At 73.4% G+C, this 23,487-nt stretch carries 15 protein-coding genes; 5 read left to right on the top strand and 10 right to left on the bottom strand.

What is annotated here, in order from left to right; genetic code table 11:
- Window positions 1-2: 2 nt before the first annotated feature.
- Window positions 3-248 (top strand): mycoredoxin, encoded by a 246-nt coding sequence (locus tag AB0389_RS28300; RefSeq protein ID WP_366398339.1) that lies wholly within the window; start codon window positions 3-5, stop codon window positions 246-248.
- 1,073 nt (window positions 249-1,321) lie between these two features.
- Here the strand turns inward: AB0389_RS28300 and nudC are convergent.
- From nudC to AB0389_RS28285, 3 genes are all read right to left on the bottom strand, one after another.
- The gene (gene nudC / locus AB0389_RS28295) at window positions 1,322-2,266 is read right to left on the bottom strand and encodes an NAD(+) diphosphatase (RefSeq protein WP_366398338.1); all 945 of its coding nucleotides are present in this window, start codon (window positions 2,264-2,266) and stop codon (window positions 1,322-1,324) included.
- A gap of 74 nt (window positions 2,267-2,340) precedes the next feature.
- Window positions 2,341-3,759 carry a dipeptidase gene (locus AB0389_RS28290; RefSeq protein ID WP_366398337.1) on the bottom strand — a complete coding sequence of 473 codons (1,419 nt, stop codon included), beginning with the start codon at window positions 3,757-3,759 and terminating at the stop codon, window positions 2,341-2,343.
- A 10-nt stretch (window positions 3,760-3,769) separates the two neighbouring features.
- A complete protein-coding gene (locus AB0389_RS28285; protein ID WP_366398336.1) occupies window positions 3,770-7,426 on the bottom strand; it encodes a UvrD-helicase domain-containing protein in 3,657 nt (1,218 codons plus the stop codon).
- A 104-nt stretch (window positions 7,427-7,530) separates the two neighbouring features.
- Between AB0389_RS28285 and AB0389_RS28280 the strand changes: the two genes are divergently transcribed.
- Together AB0389_RS28280 and AB0389_RS28275 are read left to right on the top strand one after the other, a co-directional pair.
- Complete coding sequence (locus tag AB0389_RS28280) at window positions 7,531-7,830, top strand: type II toxin-antitoxin system prevent-host-death family antitoxin (protein ID WP_366398335.1); 300 nt, start codon at window positions 7,531-7,533, stop codon at window positions 7,828-7,830.
- Window positions 7,827-8,234 (top strand): type II toxin-antitoxin system VapC family toxin, encoded by a 408-nt coding sequence (locus AB0389_RS28275; RefSeq protein WP_366398334.1) that lies wholly within the window; start codon window positions 7,827-7,829, stop codon window positions 8,232-8,234. The genes AB0389_RS28280 and AB0389_RS28275 overlap by 4 nt, the downstream gene beginning before the upstream one ends.
- A 12-nt stretch (window positions 8,235-8,246) precedes the next feature.
- Here the strand turns inward: AB0389_RS28275 and AB0389_RS28270 are convergent, their stop codons facing one another.
- Together AB0389_RS28270 and AB0389_RS28265 are read right to left on the bottom strand one after the other, a co-directional pair.
- The gene (locus AB0389_RS28270) at window positions 8,247-11,567 is read right to left on the bottom strand and encodes an ATP-dependent DNA helicase (protein ID WP_366398333.1); all 3,321 of its coding nucleotides are present in this window, start codon (window positions 11,565-11,567) and stop codon (window positions 8,247-8,249) included.
- A gap of 348 nt (window positions 11,568-11,915) precedes the next feature.
- Window positions 11,916-12,293, bottom strand: a complete 378-nt coding sequence (locus AB0389_RS28265) for an MGMT family protein (RefSeq protein ID WP_366398332.1) — start codon at window positions 12,291-12,293, stop codon at window positions 11,916-11,918.
- Window positions 12,294-12,556: 263 nt separating this feature from the next.
- On the opposite strand from AB0389_RS28265, the gene AB0389_RS28260 reads away from it, so the two are divergent.
- Window positions 12,557-15,367, top strand: a complete 2,811-nt coding sequence (locus tag AB0389_RS28260; RefSeq protein ID WP_366398331.1) for a lysylphosphatidylglycerol synthase transmembrane domain-containing protein — start codon at window positions 12,557-12,559, stop codon at window positions 15,365-15,367.
- A gap of 148 nt (window positions 15,368-15,515) precedes the next feature.
- Entirely contained in the window at window positions 15,516-17,165 is a 1,650-nt protein-coding gene (locus AB0389_RS28255; protein WP_366398330.1) for an alpha/beta hydrolase, read from the top strand.
- 70 nt (window positions 17,166-17,235) lie between these two features.
- Here the strand turns inward: AB0389_RS28255 and moeZ are convergent, their stop codons facing one another.
- The 5 genes from moeZ to AB0389_RS28230 form a co-directional block, all read right to left on the bottom strand.
- Window positions 17,236-18,414: an adenylyltransferase/sulfurtransferase MoeZ gene (moeZ, locus tag AB0389_RS28250; protein WP_366398329.1), complete on the bottom strand. Its 1,179-nt coding sequence runs from the start codon at window positions 18,412-18,414 to the stop codon at window positions 17,236-17,238.
- Between the two features lie 72 nt (window positions 18,415-18,486).
- Window positions 18,487-19,332, bottom strand: coding sequence for a spherulation-specific family 4 protein (locus AB0389_RS28245; protein ID WP_366398328.1), 846 nt, complete (start codon window positions 19,330-19,332; stop codon window positions 18,487-18,489).
- Window positions 19,320-20,318 (bottom strand): NAD-dependent epimerase/dehydratase family protein, encoded by a 999-nt coding sequence (locus tag AB0389_RS28240; RefSeq protein ID WP_366398327.1) that lies wholly within the window; start codon window positions 20,316-20,318, stop codon window positions 19,320-19,322. The genes AB0389_RS28245 and AB0389_RS28240 overlap by 13 nt, the downstream gene beginning before the upstream one ends.
- Before the next feature lie 109 nt (window positions 20,319-20,427).
- Window positions 20,428-21,531, bottom strand: a complete 1,104-nt coding sequence (locus AB0389_RS28235) for a hypothetical protein (RefSeq protein WP_366398326.1) — start codon at window positions 21,529-21,531, stop codon at window positions 20,428-20,430.
- Window positions 21,528-23,447 carry a glycosyltransferase gene (locus AB0389_RS28230; RefSeq protein WP_366398325.1) on the bottom strand — a complete coding sequence of 640 codons (1,920 nt, stop codon included), beginning with the start codon at window positions 23,445-23,447 and terminating at the stop codon, window positions 21,528-21,530. Before AB0389_RS28230 ends, AB0389_RS28235 begins: the two co-directional genes overlap by 4 nt.
- Between the last annotated feature and the right edge of the window lie 40 nt (window positions 23,448-23,487).

The following is a 23,487-nucleotide window of genomic DNA, read 5'->3' as shown; positions in this document are numbered from 1 at the left end:
CCATGCCGGGCACTGTGACGATGTACAGCACCACGTGGTGCGGATACTGCCGTCGACTGAAGGGCCAGATGGACCGCGAGGGCATCGCGTACACCGAGATCAACATTGAGCACGACCCGGAGTCGGCGGCCTTCGTCGAAAAGGCGAACGGCGGCAACCAGACAGTCCCGACCGTGCTTTTCCCAGACGGTTCGACGCTGACCAACCCGTCGCTGGCGCAGGTCAAGCAGAAGGTCGGCGCCGCCTGACCCCACCCCCGCGCGGTCGCGCCCCTGCCCCAGGAAGACCCCGGCGTTCAAGGGGCAGGGGGTTGAGGCACAGGGGGTTGAGGCAAGGGGGAGGAACCGGTCGTTGGGCATGGGGCCGCCCCTCCTGCTGTGAGTGTCGCGTCTCCGTGACAGGTGTAAAGGGCGCTCCTGCGTCGCGTCGCTGCGCGATGACCTCCGGTCACCCTTGACACCTGCCCCGGAGTCGCGGGTGCGGCTTTTCGGGAGGGGCGGCCGGGTGGGAGGGGGTTGCCCGGGGGGCCGGATGTCCTGCTGCTCGGCTCAGGGTCCGGCGGCCCGGTGGACCCTGCGGGGCCACGCGGCAGTGGCATGGGGTGGTGGCGCGCCGTCTCGGCGGCCGACGGTCCGCTGTTTGCTGAGACTCATGCCCCGCTGGTCACCGTGCGAGGGCGGAGGGGCCGGTGAGACCCGTGTGGCGGTAAGTGGGCTTCCGGAGGCGGTCTTTGCATCCTGGAGTGCTTCTTATGCACCTCAGGACACATGTGGCACCCGGAGAGGCCCCCCACCACCCGCCAAACCGCCCCAAATGGGGCATATAGATTGAGGTGGGCTGCTCGGAGGCCCCCGCACCGGCCCGAGGCCCCCGACCAGACAGCAACACCCGCCCACCTCCCGGGCACCACAACGCAACGGCGACCAGCGGGGCATGAGTGCCAGCCAAACGGCGGCCGTCAGCCGCCGAGACAAGCCCGGCAGCCCCACTCCACTGCCGCGCAGCCCCGCAGGGCCCACCCGCCCGCCGGACCCTGAACCGACCGGCAGGACAACCGGCCCCCCGGGCAACCCCTCACCCCCCAGCCGCCCCTCCCAAAAAGCCGCACTTGCGACTCCGGGACAGGAGTCAAGGGTGCAGCGAAGCGAAATCGGCGCAGCCGACGCGACGCAGGAGCGCCCTTTACACCTGTCACGGAGACGCGACACTCACAGCAGGAGGGGCGGCCCCTTTCCCCCACAACCCGCGCCACCCACCCACACCACTCAACACCGCCCTAACCCGCACCCCACAACCGCGACACCGGCCCACCGCCCGGGGCTCAGCCCGCCGGCTTCGGCAGGGGCTTGCCGTACCAGAGCTCCACCAGCCGCGCGGCGATCGAGATGCCGGCCGGCGGCAGGATCTCGCCGGACTCGATGGCGGCGCGGAGGTCCTCGCGGGAGAACCAGCGGGCCTCCTCGATCTCCTCGCCGTCCACCGTGATCTCCGACGAGGTGGCGCGGGCCATGAAGCCCAGCATCAGGCTCGACGGGAACGGCCACGGCTGGCTGGCGATGTACTCGACCTCGCCGACCGTGACGCCCGCCTCCTCGAAGACCTCGCGGACCACCGACTGCTCGATCGACTCGCCGGGCTCCACGAAGCCGGCCAGTGTGGAGAAGCGGCCCTCGGGCCAGTGGACCTGGCGGCCCAGCAGCGCGCGGTCCTCCTCGTCGGTGACCAGCATGATCACGGCGGGGTCGGTGCGCGGGTAGTGCTCGGCGCCGCACGCCTGGCAGCGGCGGATGTGGCCGGCCGCCGCGATCACCGTGCGCTCACCGCAGCGCGAGCAGAAGCGGTGCAGCCGCTGCCAGTTCTCCAGCGCCACCGCGTGCACCATCAGGCCCGCGTCGCGCGCGGAGAGCAGCGTGCCGGCCTCGCGCAGTCCCGCCGGGCGCGCCGACTGGTCCATCCGGCCGGGGAGCGTGTCCTTCTGGAGCGCGAAGTAGCGGACTCCGTCCGCGTCCGTGCCGAGGAAGTAGCGGTGGGTCTCGGTGAGGGGCGCCTCGAAGGACGGGGTCATGACCAGTTCGGTCCGCCCGTCGGGGGTGTCGTCGATCAGCGCCTGGCCGCCGGAGACCACGAAGACGCGGGTCGTGGGATGGCTCCAGGCGGCGGCGAGCCATGCTTCGTCGAGGCGGTGGTGCGCGGCTCGGTCGATGCCGCTGTGGGCGGTGAGGCCGATGGGTCGGTGTGCGGTGGCGTCACTGCTGAGGGTGCTCACAGGTGTCTTCCAACTCCCCCGGGTGGATTGGGTTTCGATCAGCGGAGTGCGGGCGGTGCGGGTGGTGCGGGTGATCAGTGGGGTGGTGGTGGCGCGGCGGCGGCCAGGACGGGGCCCAGGTCGCCCCAGAGGTAGGCGGTGGTCTCGACACCTTTGAGGAGCAGATCGAGTTCGATCTTCTCGTTCGGCGCGTGCCAGCCGTCGGACGGGACGGAGATCCCCAGGAAGAGCACCGGCGCGCCCAGCACGTCCTGGAGATCGGCGGCCGGTCCCGAGCCGCCCTCGCGGGTGAACCGGACCTTCTGGCCGAAGGCGCGCTCCATCGACCGTACGACGGACCGGAGCGCGGGGTGGTCCAGCGGGGTCAGACAGGGGCGGGTGGCCGCGCCGAAGACGATGGTGTGCCGGATTCCGGCCGGTATCCGGGCGGCGGCCCACTCCCGTACGGCCTGTTCGATACGGTCCGGGTCCTGGCCCGCGACGAGCCGGAACGACAGCTTCAGCCGGGCCGACGACGGGATGATCGTCTTGCCGCCCGGCCCCTGGTAGCCGCCGCCGATGCCGTTGACCTCGGCGGTCGGACGGGCCCAGACGCGCTCCAGGGTGGAGTAGCCGGCCTCGCCCAGCGTTCCGTGGGACGCGGCCGTACGCAGCCACCGCGCCTCGTCGAAGGGCAGCTCCGCGATCAGGGCGCGCTCGGCGGCCGTCAGCTCGGCGACGCCGTCGTAGAAGCCGGGGACCGTGACGCGTTCGTCCTCGTCGTGCAGGGCGGCGACCAGCCGGGCGGCGACGGTGGCCGGGTTCGGGACGGCTCCGCCGAAGGAACCGGAGTGGATGTCCTGGTCGGGTCCCGACAGCTCGATCTCGCAGTCGGCCAGGCCGCGCATCCCCGTGCAGACGGTCGGGGTGTCCTCGGACCACATCCCGGTGTCGGAGACGATCACCACATCGGCGGCGAGCCGGTCGGCGTGCCGCTCGGTCAGGGCGCGGAAGTTCGGGGAGCCCGACTCCTCCTCGCCCTCGACGAGGAGCTTGAGGTGGACGGCGGGGGTGGTGCGTCCGGTGGCGGCGAGGTGCGCCCGTACCCCGAGGGTGTGGAAGAACACCTGTCCCTTGTCGTCGGCGGCCCCGCGCGCGTACAGCCGGCCGTCCCGGACGACCGGCTCGAACGGGTCGGTGTCCCAGCCGTCCTCGCGGGCGGCGGGCTGGACGTCGTGATGGCCGTAGACGAGCACGGTCGGCGCGCCGGGGTCGGCGGAGGGCCACTCGGCGAAGACGGCCGGGGCGCCCGGTGTGTCCCAGATCTCGGTGACCGGGAAGCCGGTCTCCTTGAGTTTGGCGGCGAGCCAGTCGGCACTGCGCCGCACGTCAGCGTCGTGGTCGGGCTGGGCGGATACGGAGGGAATGCGCAGCCAGTCGGCGAGGTCGTCGAGGAAGGCCGTGCGGTGGGTCTGGACGTACGTTTGGACGACGCTGTCCGGGGTGTCGCTCATGACGTCGAGCCTAACGGGCCCGGCGGGCGGTCTCGTCTGCCGGATGTGACGTTCGCTCGTCCGTGGCTGTGTCGTCGCTCTCGTCGCCGCTCGCGCCGTCCGTGGCGCGGGGGTCGTGGGTGAGGAGTCGTTCCAGCTCGGGACGGGCGGGGAGGCGCTCGGGGCGTACCACCTCCCCGGTCCGTATGTATACGAAAGCGGCGGTCACCGCCGTCAACGGAATCCCGAGCTGCTCGGCCCAGGCCAGCCGGTAGACGGCGAGCTGGAGCGGGTCGGCGGTGCGGGTCCTGCCGGTCTTCCAGTCCACGATCTCGTACACGTAGGGGTGCGCGTAGGGGTGCGCGTAGGCGTGCGCGCCGCCGTGCGGGGCCGGGACGCGGTAGACGGCGTCGATACGGCCCCGGATCAGGCGGCCCGCGAGGCTGAGGTGGAAGGGCGTCTCCACCCGGTACGGGGTGCGGCGGGCGTACGGGGTGCGTTCGAACGCGGCCTTGAGTTCGGCGAGGTCGCGTTCGTCGATGATCTCGGGCTCGTCCTCGGGGCCGCCGGGCAGCTCGTCGGGCCCGAGCATCGGGAGGGGCGTCTCCTCGAACCGGGACTCCACCCAGGCGTGGAAGCGGGTGCCCCTGCGTGCTGCCGCCGGCCGGGGCGGGCGCGGCATGGGCCGGGCCAGCTCCCGGGCGAAGCCGTCGGGGTCCTCGGCCAGCCGCAGCAGTTCGGTGGCGGAGAGGGACGGCGGTACGAGGACATCGCGGACGGTGGCGCGGGCGCGCCGCAGCTCGCCGGCGAGGGCGTCGAGGTCGCGGTCCCAGGAGGCGAGGGCGCGGGTCTCCTCCGGGGTGAGCGGCTCGTCGCCGGAAGGCGGCGCGTCACTCGAAGGCGGCACGGAAGTCGGCGGGCGTGGGGCGGGGACGGCCGCCGCAGGGCGGGCGGACTCCCAGGCACCGTCATGGGGTACGTAAGGGCCGCCCTCCGGGTCGAGACCTTCGGGGTACTCCGGGCACTCCGGGTCCTCCGGGTCCTCCGGGGGGAACAGGTCGCCCCAGAGGTCCCCCTCCCCCGGAACCTCGGGCTCCGGCTCCGGTACGGGTGCCGGATCCGGCACCGGCCCGTCCCCGCCGTCCCCGCCGTCCCCGTCCCCCGCCGCCCGGAGCGCTTCGAGGTGCGCCAGGACCGTGTCCGCCGCCCGGTGCCGGCGGAGCAGGGACGGTCCGTCGAGCGGCAGCGGCCAGGGACGCGGGGTGGTCTCCGCCTCCAGGGCGGGGTTCTGGTCGGACTCCTCCGGGGCGTCCGCCCACACCTCGATCTCGCCGTGACCGGCCGCACAGTGGTCGTACAGGGCGTGCAGAAAGTCCGACGGGCCGCGCGGGCGCTTCTGGGCGGGCCCCCACCAGTGGCCGGAGCCGAGCAGCAGGGAGCGCGGCCGGGTGAAGGTGACATAGCCGAGGCGCAGCTCCTCCGTGTGCTGGTGCGCCTTCATGGCCTCCTTGAAGGACTTGATGCCCTTCGCGTCCCAGGAGGGCACCTCGGGAAGTGTCGGGGCGTCACCGCGCAGCGGGTGCGGCAGGACCTTGGGCTGGAAGGTCCACGCCTCGCGGGCCTTGCTGTTGGGGAACTGTCCGGCGACGAGTCCCGGTACGGCGACGACGTCCCACTCCAGTCCCTTGGACTTGTGGGCGGTGAGCACCTTCACGGTGTTCTCCCCGCCGGGCAGCGCGTTGTCCAGGCCCTTCTCGTACTGGGCGGCCGTACGGAGGAACGCCAGGAAGGCCAGCAGTCCGGCCTCGCCGTCGAGGGAGGCGAAGGAGGCGGCGGTGTCGAGGAAGTTGCCGAGGGTCTCGCGGCGGCGGGCGGCCAGGGCGTGCGGGGACGCGGAGAGTTCGACGTCGAGGCCGGTGGTGGCCAGGACCCGGTGCAGGACGTCCATCAGGGGGTCGGCGAGGGAGCGGCGCAGCTCGCGCAGCTCGGTGGCGAGCCGGGCGAAGCGGACCCGGGCGGCGGCGGAGAAGGGCAGCCCGTCCTCGGGGGCGCCCGCCGAGTCCAGGAAGGTGTCGAGCGCGTCGGCGAGGGAGATGACCTCGGCGGGGTCGGTGCCCTCGACGGCGGCGGCGAGCCGGGCGCCGAGATCGTCGTCAGCGCCGGATCCGGCACCGGAGCCCGCGCCGGGTCCCCGGTGGACCAGCAGCCGGGCCCGGCGGCCGAGGAGAGCCAGGTCGCGGGGGCCGATGGACCAGCGGGGGCCGGTGAGCAGCCGGACGAGCGAGGCGTTGGCGCCGGGGTCCTGGAGGACTTCGCACATCGCGACGAGGTCGGCGACCTCGGGGAGGTGGAGCAGCCCGGAGAGCCCGACGACCTCGACGGGCACGTCGCGGGCCACCAGTGCGCCCTGGATCTCCGGGAAGTCACCTGCCGTACGGCACAGGACGGCGATCTCGCCGGGCTCCTTGCCGGTCCTGACGAGGTGCGCGATGGAGTCCGCGAGCCACTCGATCTCCGCCTCGTGGGTGGGCAGCAGGGCGCAGCGCACGCCGCCGTCGCGCTCGGCGCCGGGCGCGGGCCGCAGTGCCTCGACGCCTTCGTGCATGGCGCGCAGGGGCGCGGCGAGGCCGTTGGCGAGGTCGAGGAGCCGGCCGCCGCTGCGGCGGTTCTCGCTGAGGGAGAAGCGGGCGGCGGGGGCGCCGTCGGCGCCCGGGAAGTGGGCGGGGAAGTCGTCCAGGTTGGCGACGGAGGCGCCGCGCCAGCCGTAGATCGCCTGGCAGGGGTCGCCGACGGCGGTCACGGCGTGGCCCGTACCGCCGCCGAAGAGCCCGGAGAGCAGCAGGCGCTGGGCGACCGAGGTGTCCTGGTACTCGTCGAGGAGGACGACGCGGAACTCGTCCCTGAGGAGGGCGCCGACCTCGGGCCTGGTGGTGGCGAGTTCGGCGGAGAGGGCGATCTGGTCGCCGAAGTCGAGCAGGTCGCGGGCGCGCTTGGCCTCGCGGTAGCGCCCGACGAGTTCGAGCAGCTCGCCGCGGGCGACGGCGGTCTCGGGGAGCTTGCGCAGATCGGCGTTGGAGAGCCGGACGCGGTCCAGGGCGGCGAGCAGCTCCGTGTCGTACGCGGCGAGGTCGGCCGGCCGTACGAGATGCTCGGCCAGCTCGGCGTCGAGCGCGAGCAGGTCGCTGACCAGCACGGGCAGCGTCTTGGTCAGCGCGGGGTACGGTCCCGGCGCCTCGCGCAGCACGCGCGCGGCGAGCTGGAAGCGGGTGGCGTCGGCGAGCAGCCGGGTGGTCGGCTCCAGCCCGATCCGCAGCCCGTGATCGGTGAGGAGGCGGCCCGCGAAGGCGTGGTACGTGGAGATGCGGGGCTCGCCCGGGGGGTGGTCGGGGTCCGCGGCGTCGGGGTCGGTGACGCCCGCCCGGACGAGCGCCTTGCGGACGCGCTCGGCGAGCTCGCCGGCCGCCTTGTTGGTGAACGTCAGCCCGAGCACCTGCTCGGGTGCGACCTGCCCGCTGCCCACCAGCCACACCACCCGCGCGGCCATCACCGTCGTCTTCCCCGACCCGGCCCCGGCCACGATCACCTGCGGGGCGGGCGGCGCGGTGACGCAGGCCATCTGCTCCGGGGTGAAGGGGATCCCGAGCAGCTCCTTGAGGCGCTCGGGGTCGGTGAGGAGGGGTACGGACATGTCGGGAAGGTTATCCGGCACCACTGACAACGGCCGGGTCGGTGGATATGGAGGTGGCCAGTCCTATCACTCGTTCGGGCCAACTCTCCCTACCCATGTAGAACATGACGTTCTACGCTGACATCATGGACCGCATTCCCGTACGAGAGCTGAATCAGAACACGAGCGCCGTGCTCGCTCGGGTGCAGCGCGGCGAGTCCTTGGAGGTGACAGTGAGCGGCACGGCAGTCGCGCGACTGGTCCCCATCACCACTACTCAGTCACTGCTCGACCGGCTGGTCGCCGAAGGACGAGCGACCGCGCCGAGCATGAGCGGCCCCTTTCCGCTGCCGCCCGTACTGGGGGACCCCGCCATCGACACCGGCGCGGAGATCTCGGCCATGCGCGAAGAGGAACGCTGGTGATCTATCTGGACTCGGCGGCCGTCGTGAAACTGATCCGGCAGGAGCTCGAAAGCGGAGAACTGATCTCGTGGCTGAGTGCACGCCCCGATGAGTCACTGATCGCCTCGGCCCTTGTCGAGGTGGAAGTTCCGCGCGCCCTGCGCCGGACCGCCCCGCAGTCGCTCGCCGGTGTTCCCGGCGTCCTGGCCAGGCTCTACCTGCTGGAGATCGACCGGACGGTACGTGCCACAGCTGCGGCATACCCGGACCCGGCACTACGTTCTCTGGACGCCGTCCATCTGGCCACCGCGCGGCTCGTCGCCGGGCAGCCGGGCGCCGAGCCGCTCACTTTTGTGACGTACGACAGCCGTCTGCTGAAGGCCGCTGAGAACGCCGGGCTGAGCATCGCCTCGCCAGGGGCCTGATCGGCTCCCCGTTCACTCCACGATCTGCCGCCCCTCCGGCCGCGCGCTGCACGACGCGCGGAAGGCGCAGTGGGTGCAGTGCTGGCCGGTGGTGGGGGTGAAGCGTTCGTCGAGGACGCGGCCGGCCGCGGTGGTGAGGAGTTCGCCGACCCACTCGCCCGTCAGGGGCTCCTGGGACTGGACCTTGGGGAGCTGGTCGCCGCCCTCCTTCACGGGGGCCGCCTGGCGCAGGTGGACGAGTTCGGCGCCGGCGGAATCCGGGCGGTGGCCGTCGAAGAGGTCGTCGAGGGCGCCCTCGCGCACGGCGAGCTGGTAGACGGCGAGCTGGGGGTGGCGGGCGACCTCGTCCTTCGTGGGGGACTGCTTGCCGGTCTTGAAGTCGACCACGTACGCCCGGCCCTGCGCGTCGCGCTCGACGCGGTCCATGGAGCCCCGGATCCGTACTTCGTACGGACCCGCTTCGAGGGTGACGTCGAAGCCGTGCTCCGTGGCGGCGGGGGCCCTGCCGCCGCGGTCCATGACATGCCACTTGAGGAAGCGTTCGAGCGCCACGCGCGCGTGCTCCTTCTCCTGCTGGGACTTCCAGGGCGCGTCGAAGGCGAGCGCGTCCCATACGGAGTCCAGCCGGCTCATCAGGACGGCGAGGTCCGCGGGGGTACGGCCGGAGGCGACCTCGTCGGCCAGGACGTGGACGACGTTGCCGAACCCCTGCGCGGCCGTGGCAGGCGCGTCCGCCTTCACCTCGCGCCCCAGGAACCACTGGAGCGCGCAGGTGTTGGCCAGCTGCTCCAGCGCGCTGCCGGAGAGCGCGACGGGCCGGTCCCGCTCGCGCAGCGGCACCTCGCCGTGCGTCGGCTCGTACATCCCCCACCAGCGATCCGGGTGCGCGGCCGGGACGAGTGCCTGGCCCTCCTCGTCGGTGAGCGCCGCGAGCCGGGCCAGCCGCAGGGCCGCCGCGTCCCGCAGAGCCGGGCTCGCGGCGGGGTCGACGGTGGTGGCCCGCAATTCGGCGACCAGGGGGGCGACGGCGAGCGGGCGGCGGGGGCGGGCGGTGATGTCCCGGGGCTCGACGCCGAGTTCGGTGAGGAAGCGGGAGGGCTGGTCGCCGTCGTCGGCGGGCGCCTTGACTGCGGTGACGACGAGCCGGTCGCGCGCGCGCGTGGCGGCGACGTAGAAGAGGCGCCGCTCCTCCGTAAGGAGGGCGCCGGGGGTGAGCGGCTCGGCCAGCCCGTCCCGGCCGATCCGGTCCGCCTCCAGCAGCGAGCCGCGCCGCCGTACGTCCGGCCAGAGCCCCTCCTGGACCCCCGCGACGACCACCAGCGGCCATTCGAGGCCCTTGGCGCGGTGGGCCGTCATCAGGCGTACGGCGTCGGGGCGCACGGTGCGCCGGGTCAGGGTGTCGGCCGCGATGTCCTGCGCGTCCAGCTCCTCCAGGAAGTTGAGCGCGCCGCGCCCCCCGGTGCGCCGCTCGGCGCGGGCCGCGGCGTCGAAGAGGGCGCAGACGGCGTCGAGGTCGCGGTCGGCGTTACGGCCGCCGGCGCCGCCGCGCAGGGCGGACCGTTCGAGCCGGCCGGGCCAGGAGGTGCCCTGCCACAGCTCCCAGAGGGCCTCCTCCGCGGTGCCGCCCCCTTCGAGCCGCTCGCGCGCCTTGTGCAGGAGCGCGCCGAGCCGCCGCGCGCCCCGCGCGTACGCCGTGTCGTGCGCCACCAGCCGCTCCGGCTCCGCGACCGCCCGTGTGAGCAGCACGTCCGACGGTGCGGGGACGGCCGCGCCGCCGGCCCGCTCCTCGTCCCGCAGCGCCCGCCCGAGCCGCCGCAGATCGGCGGAGTCCATCCCGCCGAGCGGCGAGGCGAGCAGCGTGAGCGCGGTCTCCACGTCCAGCCACACCCCGGAGCCGGACGCGGCATCGGGTACGGCGGCGGACCCGGTGGCGTCCCGCGACGCCTCCAGCGACGCCGTCGCCACCGCCCGCAGCGCCGTCAGCAGCGGCGCCACCGCCGGTTCGTGGCGCAGCGGCACATCGTCGCCGTCGGTCTCCACGGGGACGCCCGACGAGGTCAGCGCGCGGCGGACGGAGGGGATCGTACGGCCGCCGGACCTGACCAGGACGGCCATGTCGCTCCAGGCGACACCGTCCTCCAGATGCGCCCGGCGCAGGATGTCGGCGATGTTGTCCAGCTCCGCCGACGGGGTCGGGAAGGTGTACGTCTCGACCCTGCCGCCCCCGCGCACCGCCGCCGGCTCGCGGTGGGCCCGTACCGCTCCTGGGGGGAGCCGGGTCAGCGGCATCCGGCGGGTCAGCAGCCGGGTCGCCGCGAGGAGCAGGGCCCCCGAGCGGCGGGAGGTGGTGAGCACCTCCACCGGTGCCGGGCGGCCGTCGGCGCGCGGGAAGGCGTCGGGGAAGTCGAGGATGCCGTTCACATCGGCGCCCCGGAAGGTGTAGATCGACTGGTCGGGATCGCCGAAGGCGACCAGCGTGCGCCCCCCGCCCGCCAGCGCGTGCAACAGCGCGACCTGCGCCGGGTCGGTGTCCTGGTACTCGTCGACGAAGACCGCGTCGTAGCGCGCCACGATCCGCGCGGCGACCTCCGGCCGGTCGGCGAGCCTGGCCGCCCGGTGCACCAGCTCCGTGTAGTCGAGGACCCCTTGCAGCTCCAGGACGTCCAGGTACTCGGCGAGGAAGGACGCGGCGGCCGACCAGTCCGGCCGTCCCGTACGCCGTGCGAACGCCGCCAGCGCGTCCGGTTCGAGGCCCAGTTCGCGGCTGCGGGCGAGGACGGCCCTGACCTCGTCGGCGAAGCCGCGCGTTGTCAGACACGCCCGCAGCTCGTCCGGCCAGCGCACCCGCCCGCGCCCCTCGCGCTCCAGCTGGAGCTGGCCCGCGAGCAGTTCGCGCACGGCGAGGTCCTGCTCGGGGCCGGAGAGCAGCCGCAGCGGCTCGCTGAAGAGATCGGCCTCCTGGTGGGCGCGGATCAGGGCGTAGCAGAAGGAGTGGAAGGTGGTCGCCTGCGGTCCGCGGGTGCCGCCGAGCCGGACCGCCATCCGGTCGCGCAGCTCCACCGCCGCCTTGCGGCTGAAGGTCAGCACCAGGATCCGTTCGGGGTCGGCGCCCCGGGCGACCCGCGCGGCGACCGATTCCACCAGCGTCGTCGTCTTGCCCGTGCCCGGTCCTGCCAGCACCAGCATCGGACCGGCCGCGTGATCAACCACCCGGCGCTGCGCCGCGTCCAGCACAGGAGGGGCCACCGGTGCCGGCGGGGTACGCACCAGCCGGTACGCGCCCGGGGTCCGCTGCCGTGCCTTGCGGTACGGCTGACGCCCGGGTGAGGCCATGGCGGAGGACCCGGTGGAGAACCCGGTGGAAGCCCGGGGCGTAGACCCGGTGGAGGAAGGGATGGTCACGTGGTTCGCCGGTCCTGGAAGGCTGGTGGAGTGCGGGTGGAGACGGAGCCGGGGCGCGCGACGGGTGTCGGCGCTCCGGCCGGAGCACGTGCGGCACGCGGGGCTCACGACGTACGTACAGCTCGCGGCGTACGTACGGCGCGCCGCGTGCGCGGGGCGGGCGCCGTCGACGCTACGCGCCCCGTACGGGTCGGCCCGCGCCCGGGTCCCCGCCGGTGCCCCCGGCGGCCGGCCCGGCGGCGCCGTGTCTCCCGTCACGCGGTCCGATGCCGGAAGCTGTCATATGTGAGCCTTTTCGCCCGTGTCGGTGCCGTCCGTGCCGTCCCATCGCGCCCGTTTCATGTCCAGCCGCGGCAGATGCCCCTCGGCCGCCCGGCCGGCCCCGCGCAGCGGGGTGCCCTCCTCGCGGTAGTGGTCCAGCGCGCGCAGTTCGTGGCCGGGCAGGAACGCGCCGTCGGACCGCACCACGCGCCACCACGGCACAGCGCCGCCGTAGAGGGACATCGCCCGGCCCACCTGGCGCGGCCCGCCGTCGCCGAGCCACTCCGCGACATCGCCGTAGGTCATCACTCTTCCGGGCGGGATCAGCTCGGCGACCTCCAGCACGCGTTCCGCGTACACGGGCAGCGCCGGCGCGTCGGACTCGTCGTTCGTCATCCGTCCCATCCTGCCGCACGCCACCGACACCCCGCCGGGCCCCGGCGGACATCACGCCCGACACCACGCCCGACATCACGCCGGAGCGTTTCCGCGCCGTCACCCTGTGTACGTACGTACGCAAAGGACCGCAAACTCGCGCGTCCGATGCCCCCGCATTGCACCCTGATGCCCCCGTCTGTCATCCGCTCGTGCCACCATCGTGCGGGCGGTGACTGGTGATACGCGATCAAGACGAGACCGATTCGGCGAAGGGGCGGGCCGTGCAGCCTTCCGCGGCAGCGGGTACCTCCGGCGACGGCTCACGCCCGAACCCCGAACGCCCCGACGGCGAACACCCTGACGTCGAACACCCGGCCCCCGAACGCCCTGACGCCGATCGCCCGGACCCCGACGACACGCCGCGCCAGGACTCCGAGGACACCGGCGATCCCCTCGACGGCTGCGACGGCGCGACCCGCGCGGACGGCGGCGTCTCCCACGCCGAGCGGGTCTCCGGTGACGAGCCCCTGCTCGCCGCCCGTGTCCACCGCCCCTCCGACCTGCTGCGCCTGCTCATCGGCATCCTCGCCATCGCGCTCGTCCTCGGCCTCTCCGCCTTCGCCCACGGCACCACATCAGGACTCGAACAGGACATCAGCAAGGGCACCGGGCAGGCCCCCGACCTGATCGTGAAGCTGGCCGGCCTGATCTCCAGCATCGCGGTCCTGCTGGTGCCGGTCGCGTTCGCGATCGAGCGGCTGATCAAGCGCGACGGGCTGCGCATCGCCGACGGGGTGCTCGCCGCCGTCCTCGCGCACGGCGTCACGCTCGCCACCGACCTCTGGGTCACCAGGACCGCCCCGGAGTCCATCCAGGAGGCGCTGACCCGGCCGCAGCTCGGCGGCGCGGGGATCACCGATCCCGTCCACGGCTATCTCGCGCCCGTCATCGCCTATATGACGGCCGTGGGGATGGCCCGCAGACCCCGCTGGCGCGTCGTCCTCTGGGTGGTGCTGCTGCTCGACGCCTTCGCGATGCTGGTCGCCGGGTACACCACCCCGTTCTCGATCGCGCTGACCGTACTGATCGGCTGGACCGTCGCGTACGGCACGCTCTACACGGTCGGCTCGCCCAACGTACGGCCCACCGGGCAGAACCTGATGGCGGGTCTGCGCCACGTCGGCTTCCGCCCGGTCAGCGCGATGCGCGCGGAGGACGCCGACGACAGCGCCGAGCAGGGCGACCGGGGGCGCCGCTATCTGGTCACCCTGGAGGACGGGCCGCCGCTCGATGTCACGGTCGTCGACCGCGAACAGCAGGCCCACGGCTTCTACTACCGGTTCTGGCGCTGGCTGACGCTGCGCTCCATCACCACCCGAAGATCCCTCCCCTCCCTGCGCCAGGCCCTCGAACAGGAGGCGCTCCTGGCGTACGCGGCCATCGCCGCGGGCGCCAACGCCCCCAAGCTGATCGCCACCTCCGAGCTGGGCCCCGACGCCGTCATGCTGGTGTACGAGCACCTCGGCGCCCGGTCGCTGGACTCCCTGCCGGACGAGGAGATCACCGACGATCTGGTCCGCAGCGCCTGGCGCCAGGTCAAGGCGCTCCAGTCACGGCGGATCGCGCACCGCAGCCTCACCGGGGACGCGCTGGTGGTCGACCGCGCCGGCAAGGTGATCCTCACCGAGCTGCGCGGCGGCGAGATCGCCGCGGGCGATCTGCTGCTGCGCATGGACACCGCCCAGATGCTCACCACGATGGGGCTGCGGGTGGGCGCCGAGCGCTCGGTCGCCGCGGCGGCCGAGGTGCTGGGCCCCGACGCGATCGCCGACGCGCTGCCGCTGCTCCAGCCGATCGCGCTGAGCCGCTCCACGCGCGCGACGCTGCGCCGGCTGGCCCGCGAGCGCTCGCAGCGCGAGCGCGAGGCGGTGCTCCAGGCGTCCGAGGCGAACAAGCGCGCCCGGGTGACGGACACGGACACGCTCGCGTCGGACGGCGACCGCAAGGCCGCGCGGAAGTCGCTGCGCGCGGAGAAGCAGGCGGAGAAACGGGCCATAGACGACGCGCTCGACGAGGCCCGCGAGGAGGATCTGCTCTCACAGATGCGCCGGCAGGTGCTGCTGATCCGGCCGCAGGCGCCCGTCGAACCCGTACGGCTGGAGCGGATCAAGCCGCGGACGCTCTTCAGCTTCATCGCCGGGGCGGTCGCCGCGTACTTCCTGCTGACGCAGATCACGCAGGTGGACTTCGGCACGGTCGTCAGCGACGCGCACTGGGGCTGGGTGCTGGCGGCGCTGGCGTTCTCGGCGCTCAGCTATGTCGCCGCGGCGATGAGCCTGCTCGGTTTCGTACCGGAACGGGTGCCGTTCGGGCGGACGGTGATGGCGCAGGTCGCCGGGTCGTTCGTCAAGATCGTCGCTCCGGCGGCGGTCGGCGGGGTGGCGCTGAACACGCGCTTCCTCCAGCGCTCCGGGGTACGGCCCGGGCTGGCCGTGGCGAGCGTCGGCGCGTCGCAGCTCTTCGGGCTCGGCGCGCACATCCTGCTGCTGCTGTCGTTCGGCTATCTCACCGGTACGGAGAAGACGGCGTCGCTGACCCCGTCGAGGACCGTGATCGCGGGGCTGCTGACGGTCGCCGTGCTGGTCCTGGTCGTGACGGCGATCCCGTTCCTGCGGAAGTTCGTGGCAACCCGGCTGCGGTCGCTGTTCGCCGGGGTGGTGCCGCGCATGCTCGATGTGCTCCAGCGGCCGATGAAGCTGGTCACCGGCATCGGCGGGATGCTGCTGCTGACGGGCGTGTTCGTGATGTGTCTGGACGCCTCGATCCGGGCGTTCGACAACGGCAACCAGCAGCTGAGTTACGCGAGTATCGCGGTGGTCTTCCTCGCGGGCAACGCGCTGGGCTCGGCGGCGCCGACGCCGGGCGGGGTGGGCGCGGTCGAGGGCGCGCTGACGCTGGGTCTGCTCGCGGTCGGGCTGCCGAAGGAGGTCGCCGCGCCGGCGGTGCTGCTGTACCGGCTGCTGACGCTGTGGCTGCCGGTGCTGCCGGGGTGGCTGAGCTTCTCGCACCTGACCCGTAAGGGAGCCCTGTAGGGGGAGCTGGTGAGGGAGCTGGTGAGGGAGCCCCGTAGGGCGCGCGGGCGCCCGGAGCGGTCTCCCCCTGAGGCCGCCCCGGCACCCCCGCCACCCGCATGGACCGCGGCCCCGCGCGGCCCTCACCCGCCGGGCGCACGATGGATCCATGCCAACCATCTCCGCCCGGCGCGGCACGGCGCTCGCCGTCACCGCCGCCGCACTGCTGGCCGCCTCCGGATGCTCCGACAGCAACACCGGGTCCACCGGAACCTCCGGGACCACCGGGACATCCGGGACCACCGAGACCTCCGGGACCTCCGTACGGGCGAACTCCCCCACCGGCGCCGCCCCGTCCACGGACCTGCCCAGGAGCCTCGTGTCCCAGCGGCTCGGCTGGAAGGCGTGTCCGGCGCCGTCGGCCTCGGAGGGCGGCGGCCCGTCCCCGTCCCCGCTGCCCGGCGGGACCCGGTGGGAGTGCGCCACCATGAAGGTGCCGCTCAACTACGCGAAACCGGGCGGCGACACCATCGAGCTGGCCCTCATCCGGGCGAAGGCGCGCGACACGAAGCAGCGGATCGGTTCGCTCATCTTCAACTTCGGCGGGCCCGGCGGCTCCGGCATCACCGGGCTGCCGGCCTTCGCGAGCGACTACGAGAAGCTCCGCGCCCGTTACGACCTGGTCAGCTTCGACCCGCGCGGGGTCGGCCGCAGCGCCGGCGTCCAGTGCGAGAACGACCGGCAGCTCGACGCGTACTTCGCCCAGGACGGCAGCCCGGCCACCCCTGCCGCCGAGAAGACCTTCGTCAAGGGGCTGGCCAACTTCGCGGCGGCCTGCGAGAAGAACTCCGGCAAGGTGCTGCCGTACGTCGGGACGACCAACGCGGCGCGCGACATGGAGCTGATGCGCCAGGTACTCGGCGACAAGAAGATGCACTACTTCGGGATCTCGTACGGCACCGAGCTGGGCGGCGTCTACGCGCACCTGTACCCGAAGTCCGTCGGCCGCGCGGTCTTCGACGCCGTGGTCGATCCGACGCAGAACTCCGAACAGGGCTCGCTCGGCCAGGCGAAGGGCTTCCAGCTCGCCCTGACCAACTTCGAGAAGGACTGTGTCGCCCGCGCGGGCTCCTGCAAGCTGCCCGGCACGACGCCGAAGGAGATCGAGTCGTACATCATCGGGCTGCTCGACCGGATCGGCAAGCAGCCGATCGCGGGCATCGGCAACCGGAAGCTGACCCGGACCCAGGCCACCAACGGCATCGCCCAGGCGCTGTACTCGAAGGAGTTCTGGCCGTATCTGGAGCAGGGGCTCGACGAGGCGGACGGCGGCAGCGGCGCGCTGCTTCAGGCGCTCTCGGACTCGATGAACGGGCGCGACCAGTACGGGAAGTACAGCAACATCCAGGCGGCCAACGCGGCGGTCAACTGCGCCGACTCCAAGGAGCGTTACACCCTGGCGCAGACGAAGGCGAAGCTGCCCGAGTTCCGCAGGGCGTCGCCCGTCTTCGGGGACTTCCTCGGCTGGGGGCTGATGAGCTGCTCCAAGTGGCCGGTGGCGGGCGAGTGGACACACCCGGACGTGCACGCGCCGGGCTCCGCCCCGATCGTCGTCATCGGCAACACCGGTGACCCGGCGACGCCGTACGCGGGCGCCAAGGCCATGGTCGACTCGCTGGGCAAGGGCGTCGGCGTGGAGGTCACGTACCACGGGCAGGGGCACGGCTCGTACGACAGCGGCGACACCTGCGTGCAGGGCGCCGTCAACGACTACCTGCTGAACGGCAAGGTCCCGGCGGCGGGCAAGGTCTGCGGCTGACGGCAGCGGCAACGCGTGAGGGGCCCGGCCGTACGGATACGGCCGGGCCCCTTCATCCGCGTCTGACGATCTAGTAGATCGGCTTGCTCGGCTCGATCTGGTTGACCCAGCCGATCACGCCACCGCCGACGTGCACCGCGTCGGAGAAGCCCGCCGACTTGAGGACCGCGAGGACCTCCGCGCTGCGGACACCCGTCTTGCAGTGCAGGACGATCTTCTTGTCCTGCGGCAGGGTCGCCAGGGCGGTGCCCATCAGGAACTCGTTCTTCGGGATCAGCTTGGCGCCGGGGATCGAGACGATCTCGTACTCGTTGGGCTCCCGGACATCGATGATCTCGATGTTCTCGCCGTCGTCGATCCACTCCTTGAGCTGCTTGGGAGTGATCGTCGACCCGGCCGCCGCCTGCTGGGCCTCCTCGGACACGACACCGCAGAACGCCTCGTAGTCGATCAGCTCGGTGACGGTCGCGTTCGGGCCGCAGACCGCGCAGTCGGGGTCCTTGCGGATCTTGACCTGGCGGTACTGCATCTCCAGGGCGTCGTAGATCATCAGCCGGCCGACGAGCGGGTCGCCGATGCCCGCCAGCAGCTTGATCGCCTCGGTGACCTGGATGGAGCCGATGGACGCGCAGAGCACGCCCAGCACGCCGCCCTCGGCGCAGGAGGGGACCATGCCGGGCGGCGGGGGCTCCGGGTAGAGGCAGCGGTAGCAGGGGCCGTGCTCGGACCAGAACACGCTGGCCTGGCCGTCGAACCGGTAGATCGAACCCCAGACGTACGGCTTGTCCAGCAGCACGCAGGCGTCGTTGACCAGGTAGCGGGTGGCGAAGTTGTCCGTGCCGTCCACGATCAGGTCGTACTGCGCGAAGATCTCCATCACGTTCTCGGCCTCAAGCCGCTCTTCGTGGAGGATCACGTTCACGTAGGGGTTGATGCCGAGCACGGAGTCCCGCGCGGACGCCGCCTTCGACCGGCCGATGTCGGCCTGGCTGTGGATGATCTGGCGCTGCAGGTTCGACTCGTCGACCTCGTCGAACTCCACGATGCCGAGCGTGCCGACACCGGCGGCGGCCAGGTACATCAGCGCCGGGGAGCCGAGACCTCCGGCCCCCACACACAGCACCTTCGCGTTCTTCAGCCGTTTCTGACCGTCCATCCCGACGTCCGGGATGATCAGATGACGGGAGTACCTGCGGACCTCGTCGACGGTCAGCTCGGCAGCGGGCTCGACCAGGGGTGGCAACGACACAGAGACCTCAACAAGGGGGTTGGTCGGTCATTCAATACGGATGTTCTCCCTGTAACACTGCCACGGCCCTTCTCATTCCGAGACACCCGGTCCGACTCGCGAGACGATCTCGTCCCAGTAACCGGGCAGCGCCTCGAAGGGGCTGTGCCATGCCGTCCGGCCGTCGGGGTGACCGGTCCGGTCGGTGAAGAAGATCGTGCCCGCGCCCTGCCAGCGGGCGATCCGCATCGCCTCCTCCAGATGGCCGCGCGGCACCCCGTGGACGAGATGGACGAAGCGTCCGGACGGATAGTCCGCCGTCCAGGGGGCCGCCTGTGACCAGCGGTAATCCGTCCACGGGCCGGAGAACGTGACCAGCTGGTCGGCGATCTTGGCGTAGCCGGGGTGCGGATGACGGCCGTGTCCGAGCACCAGATAGCCGCCGTCGTACCCCCTACGGGGGTGGTACGCGCGGTGCTCGTCGTACGTGTCGTAAGTGCTGTACCGGCGCGCGCCCTGTCCGCCGTCGAGGAGCGCTTCGAGGGCGGCCGTCGTCCGCCGTACGCCGGGGAGTTCCGCGCGGCCCGTCGGGCACCGGTCGAGGAAGAACCCGCCGACGCGGTACCAGTCGAGGAAGCGTCCCGCGTCGGCGACGACCTCGTCGAACGGCCGGGCGCCGTACGCCAGGTCGAGATGGCCGAGCACCCGGCCCCCGGCGTTGGTGAGCCGGCCCGCCGCCGTCAGGCAGTCCGGGTCGGGCCGGTCGCCGGGGCCGTCCGCGACATTGAGGACGGCCCAGTGCAGCGGGGTGCCCGGACGGGTCAGCTCGGCCCACTCGACCGGCGCGAGCAGCGGATGCGCGTACCCCGGCACGCCGAAGCCGAGCCGGCTCCCCTCCGTGGCGGGGAGCCGGCCGCCCGCGCTGGTCAGATACGGCACGCCGCCTCCATCCAGATATCGGCGAGTGACTCCTCCAGATTGATCCGGGGCCGCCAGCCCAGCCGGTCGCGCGCGGTGCGTACGTCGGCCTGCTGAAAGGCACCGCAGCCATCGGGGTACGGGAAGGGACCGACGCCGAGGTGCTCGGCCATCGGCTCGCCCCGGGGGTGGCCGATGGCGGCATGGCCAGGACGCAGCGGCCGGGGGTCGCCGGGGCCGCCCTGACCGCCCGGCAGGTCGATCTCGTGGAGCGCCCCGGCGTAGCCCGCGACCCTGGCCAGTACGGCGGCGGCGTCACGGAGCTTGACGGCGCGTCCGGTACCGATGTTGACGATGCCCTGCGCGGCGGAGAGCGAGGCGGCGTGCACGGCGCGCGCCACATCGCGTACGTCGACGAAGTCGCGCTGGACGCCGAGGCCGCCGAGCTTCAGCTCGCCGTCGCCGGCCTGCATGGCGCGCCGCATGGCCTCCGCGAGCCGGCCGAGCGGCGATCCGGCGGGGGTGCCGGGACCCACCGGGGAGAAAATCCGCAGGACGAGGGCGTCGAGCCCGGAGCCCAGGACGAGTTCGGAGGCGGCGAGCTTGCTCACGCCATAGGGGTTGCCGGGCCGGGGCACGGCGTCCTCGGCGGTCGAGGAGCCCTGCGGGGAGGGCCCGTACTCGGAGGCGCAGCCGAGCTGGACGAGCCGGGCGCCGCAGCCGCTGCGGCGCAGCGCCTCGCAGACGGTGGCGACGGCGACCGTGTTGTGCCGGGTCAGCTCGCGGGCGCCGCCCCGGGTGGCGCCCGCGCAGTTGATGACGACTCCGGGGTGTACGGCGTCCAGGAAGCGGGTGAGCGCTCCGGGGCTGCCGCCGGCGAGGTCGAACCGTACGTCGGCGTCGTCGCCGCGGCCGAGCGCGGTGAGGTGGACGGCGGGGTCGGCGAGCAGCCGGTCGGCCACGAAGCGGCCGAGGAATCCGTTGGCGCCGAGCAGGAGGACCCTCATCGCGCGGCCCCCGTGTGCCGACGGTCCGGTACCCCGGCCGGTGAGGGGGATTGCGGGCTCATCTCTGATGTCTCCTTCTTTGGTTTCTCTGGTGTGTGCTTCGGGTGGTTCAGGTGTGCGCCGAGGCCCGGGAGAGGGCGACGGCGGCATGGGTGAGCAGTCCGAGGGCGGCGGCGCCGCAGGCGAGCGCGGACACGGCGCCGGCGCCGGCGGCGTCGACCACTGCCCTGACGGGTACGGCGAGGAAGCCGCAGCCGGGGATCCGGCCCGCCAGGGCGGTCGCGCAGGCCAGTGCTTCGGCCGCGCAGGCGGCGGCGAGTCCGGTGGCGGCGGACTCCGGGAAGCCGTGGACCGTCAGGAGCCTGGCGAGCAGGAACAGGGTGCCGAGGGCGACGGTGGGCGCGAGCGTCTCCGTGCCTTCCACCCCTCCGGGGGTGTACGCGGCGAGCAGCGACAGGCCGGTCACGGCCAGGGCGTACAGCCCGACGAGCGTGAGCAGCAGGGGGCGCGCGCCCGCGGTGAAGTCGGCCAGGCCGCGGCTGCCGTGCAGCCTGCGCCGGGCGTGTACGGCGAAGAGGTGGGCGCACCAGGCGGCGGGGACGACGGCGAGGGCGAGCACGGCCAGCGGGGTGAGCGACCCGGGCCAGGGGCCGTCGGGCCCGCCGGCGACGAGCGCGGCGAGGAGTCCGTCGCCGCACAGCAGGTAGCCGAGCAGCCAGTACGTCCAGAGCCCCGCGGCGGGGAACGTACGGCCCTCGGTGCGCAGCGGGCCGCGCCGGAGGCAGGCGGAGAGCGCGCCGGAGAGCGCGAGCGCCCCCGCCAGTCCTATCGCGAGCCGGCCCTGTCCTGTGCTGTGGTCGAGCCCTACGAGGGTGGCGGCGCAGACGGCGCCGGGCAGCAGCGCGTAGGCGGTCCAGCGGGCGGGGCCCGCGGGGCCGGGCCCCTGGACGACGACGGCGGCACCGTCCGTGTCCGTGGCGCGCGGCACGCGCGCGTACAGCTCCTCGGCGAGCGAGAAGACGTCGCGGTGGCGGAAGCGGGCGGCGGTCCGGTCGGTGATCCCGTGGGCTTCGAGCCCGGCCGCGATCTCCAGCGGGTCGACGGCCCGTTCGCACAGATCCCGGTGACGGTGCATCAGCGCCTTGACGGGATCGGCCGGTCCCCGGCGGGCGGGGGCTCTGACCTGTCCGGGCGGGGTGGTCTGTGCGGTCATGCGGATGCCTCCGTCAGACGGTCCGACTCAGGGGCCGGGGCCTGGGCCTGGGCCGGGGCCTGGGCCGGCTCGGACGCCGGGGTCGGCTCCGACGCCCGGGCCTGGCTGCCGGCCGTCCACCGCCCGGGGACGTACATCTCGGGCGGTGTCGCGAAGAGCAGCGGCTCCCCGTCGGCGCCGACGGCCTCGGCCGGGCGCCGGACGGGCGCGTGCGAGATGAGTTCGAGGTAGAGGGAGCGGAAGGCCGCGAGATTCTGTTCGACGGTGAAGAGCTCCAGTGCGCGGGCGCGCGCCGCCGCGCCGAGCCGCGCCCGGCGCTCGGGGTCGCGCAGCAGGGTGAGGCAGGCGTCGGCGAGCGCCCGCGGATTGCGCGGGGGCACCACCAGCCCCGTACCGCCGATGACCTCGACGACCGCGCCGACGTCCGTGGAGACCGTGGCGCGTCCGCAGAACATCGCCTCGACCAGGCTGATCGGGAAGCCCTCGACGACGCTGGACAGGACGATCACCCCGGCCGCCGCGTAGACGCCGGGCAGGTCGGGCGCCTCGGGGCCGCCGATCTCCTCGAAGGAGACGGGGTTCTCGCCGACGGTGTGCGCGTCCGCCGCCTCGTCGGGGAAGAGCTGCGCGGCGAGCCCCCGGCAGTGGGTGAGATACGCGGCGGCCCCGGGCTCCTCGACGGGCGCGCCCACGATCCGCAGCCGCGCGGCCGGTTCGGCGCCGTGGATCACGGCGAAGGCGTGCAGCAGCGAGATCAGGTCCTTGCCGGGCTCGATCCGGCCGACCCAGACGACGGTCGTCGGGTCACCGCCGAGGACGGCGGCGCCGTCACTGTCGCGGGCCCCGTCCGGGTCCGTGTCCCGCCGGCCGTCCCCGCTCGCCGCCTCGCCCACGCCCTCGAACCGCCGCGCCTCCATGCCGGGGTGGACCGTGCGGAGCTTGGCGCGGTCGGCGCCGCACCGCTCCTGCCAGCGGCGGGCGTGCGCGTTGCCGGGGGTGATGGCGCCGGCCTGCCGGTAGACCTCGGCGGCCAGCAGCCGGTGGAAGGCGGCGAGCAGCGCGCGGACCGGCGTCCGGAGACCGGCGTACGCCTCCCCCGCGTCCCCCGCCGTGCCCTCGGCGCCGTCCGGCGCGCCGGTCGCGAGGTAGTGCGCCCGCAGCCGTACGCCGTACTCGGTGACCAGCAGCGGCACCCCGAAGAAGCGTTTGGCCAGCAGTCCCGGCAGTGCGGCCGGGCCGCCGGAGGCAGCGTGGCAGAGGTCCACGGCGGCCAGCCCGTCGTCCCCGTACCAGTCGAGCGAGAGGGGGCGCAGCGCGCGCTCCAGGCGGTCGGCGAAGACCAGGAAGTCGGGGACGGTGGCGGCCTGCGCGCTCCGGCGCGCGCCGGGCGCCCGGCAGGCCGACTCCAGCAGCCGTACGGCGCTCTCCGAGCGGAGCGCGGCGCCCAGCCCGCCGTACCCGTACGCGTGCCCATGTCCGCGCCCGGGCCCGTGTCCGTGCCCGTGTCCGCGCCCTTGCCCGTGCCCCTTTCCGTGCTCGCCCGCCAGGTCGGCGAGGCCGTAGAGACCCGCCGCGAAGGCGTCGGCGGCGGTCGCGTCGTCCGAGCGTGCGGCGCAGACCGCGGTGGCCAGCTGGGCGAAGGCGTCCGCGAACCGGCGCCGGTCGCGCCGCCCGAGTCCGCGCGGGCCGCGGCCGTACGGCCCGTGACCGGCCGGGGTCCAGAGCGGCGCGGTCCGCACCCGCGTGACCCGGTCGGGCAGCCGTATCCAGCCGGCGGCCTCCTGCCGTGCGCTGCGGCTCAGCGCGTAGACGTCGAACTCGTGCGGTGCGAGCCCGCGTACGAGCCGGTCGCACCAGAGCCTGGACTCACCCGTCGCGTACGGGTATCCACCGTCCGTGAGCAGTCCGATCCGCACGAGCGCACCCCCGATATCCCTTGTGGACAGCCGCCGTTGA

It is taken from the genome of Streptomyces sp. NPDC093109 (assembly GCF_040701725.1).
Classification (GTDB): Bacteria; Actinomycetota; Actinomycetes; order Streptomycetales; family Streptomycetaceae; genus Streptomyces.
The sequence above is the reverse complement of the archived record's forward strand: the minus strand, read 5'-3'. Positions and strand labels throughout refer to the sequence as shown.

Bases quoted from the DNA above. Each gene is read 5' to 3' on its own strand.
- AB0389_RS28300 (WP_366398339.1), top strand. From the start codon at position 3: ATGCCGGGCACTGTGACGATGTACAGCACCACGTGGTGCGGATACTGC.
- AB0389_RS28290 (WP_366398337.1), bottom strand. From the start codon at position 3,759: ATGAGCGACACCCCGGACAGCGTCGTCCAAACGTACGTCCAGACCCAC.
- AB0389_RS28285 (WP_366398336.1), bottom strand. From the start codon at position 7,426: ATGTCCGTACCCCTCCTCACCGACCCCGAGCGCCTCAAGGAGCTGCTC.
- AB0389_RS28280 (WP_366398335.1), top strand. From the start codon at position 7,531: ATGACGTTCTACGCTGACATCATGGACCGCATTCCCGTACGAGAGCTG.
- AB0389_RS28270 (WP_366398333.1), bottom strand. From the start codon at position 11,567: ATGGCCTCACCCGGGCGTCAGCCGTACCGCAAGGCACGGCAGCGGACC.
- AB0389_RS28265 (WP_366398332.1), bottom strand. From the start codon at position 12,293: ATGACGAACGACGAGTCCGACGCGCCGGCGCTGCCCGTGTACGCGGAA.
- AB0389_RS28255 (WP_366398330.1), top strand. From the start codon at position 15,516: ATGCCAACCATCTCCGCCCGGCGCGGCACGGCGCTCGCCGTCACCGCC.
- AB0389_RS28240 (WP_366398327.1), bottom strand. From the start codon at position 20,318: ATGAGGGTCCTCCTGCTCGGCGCCAACGGATTCCTCGGCCGCTTCGTG.
- AB0389_RS28235 (WP_366398326.1), bottom strand. From the start codon at position 21,531: ATGACCGCACAGACCACCCCGCCCGGACAGGTCAGAGCCCCCGCCCGC.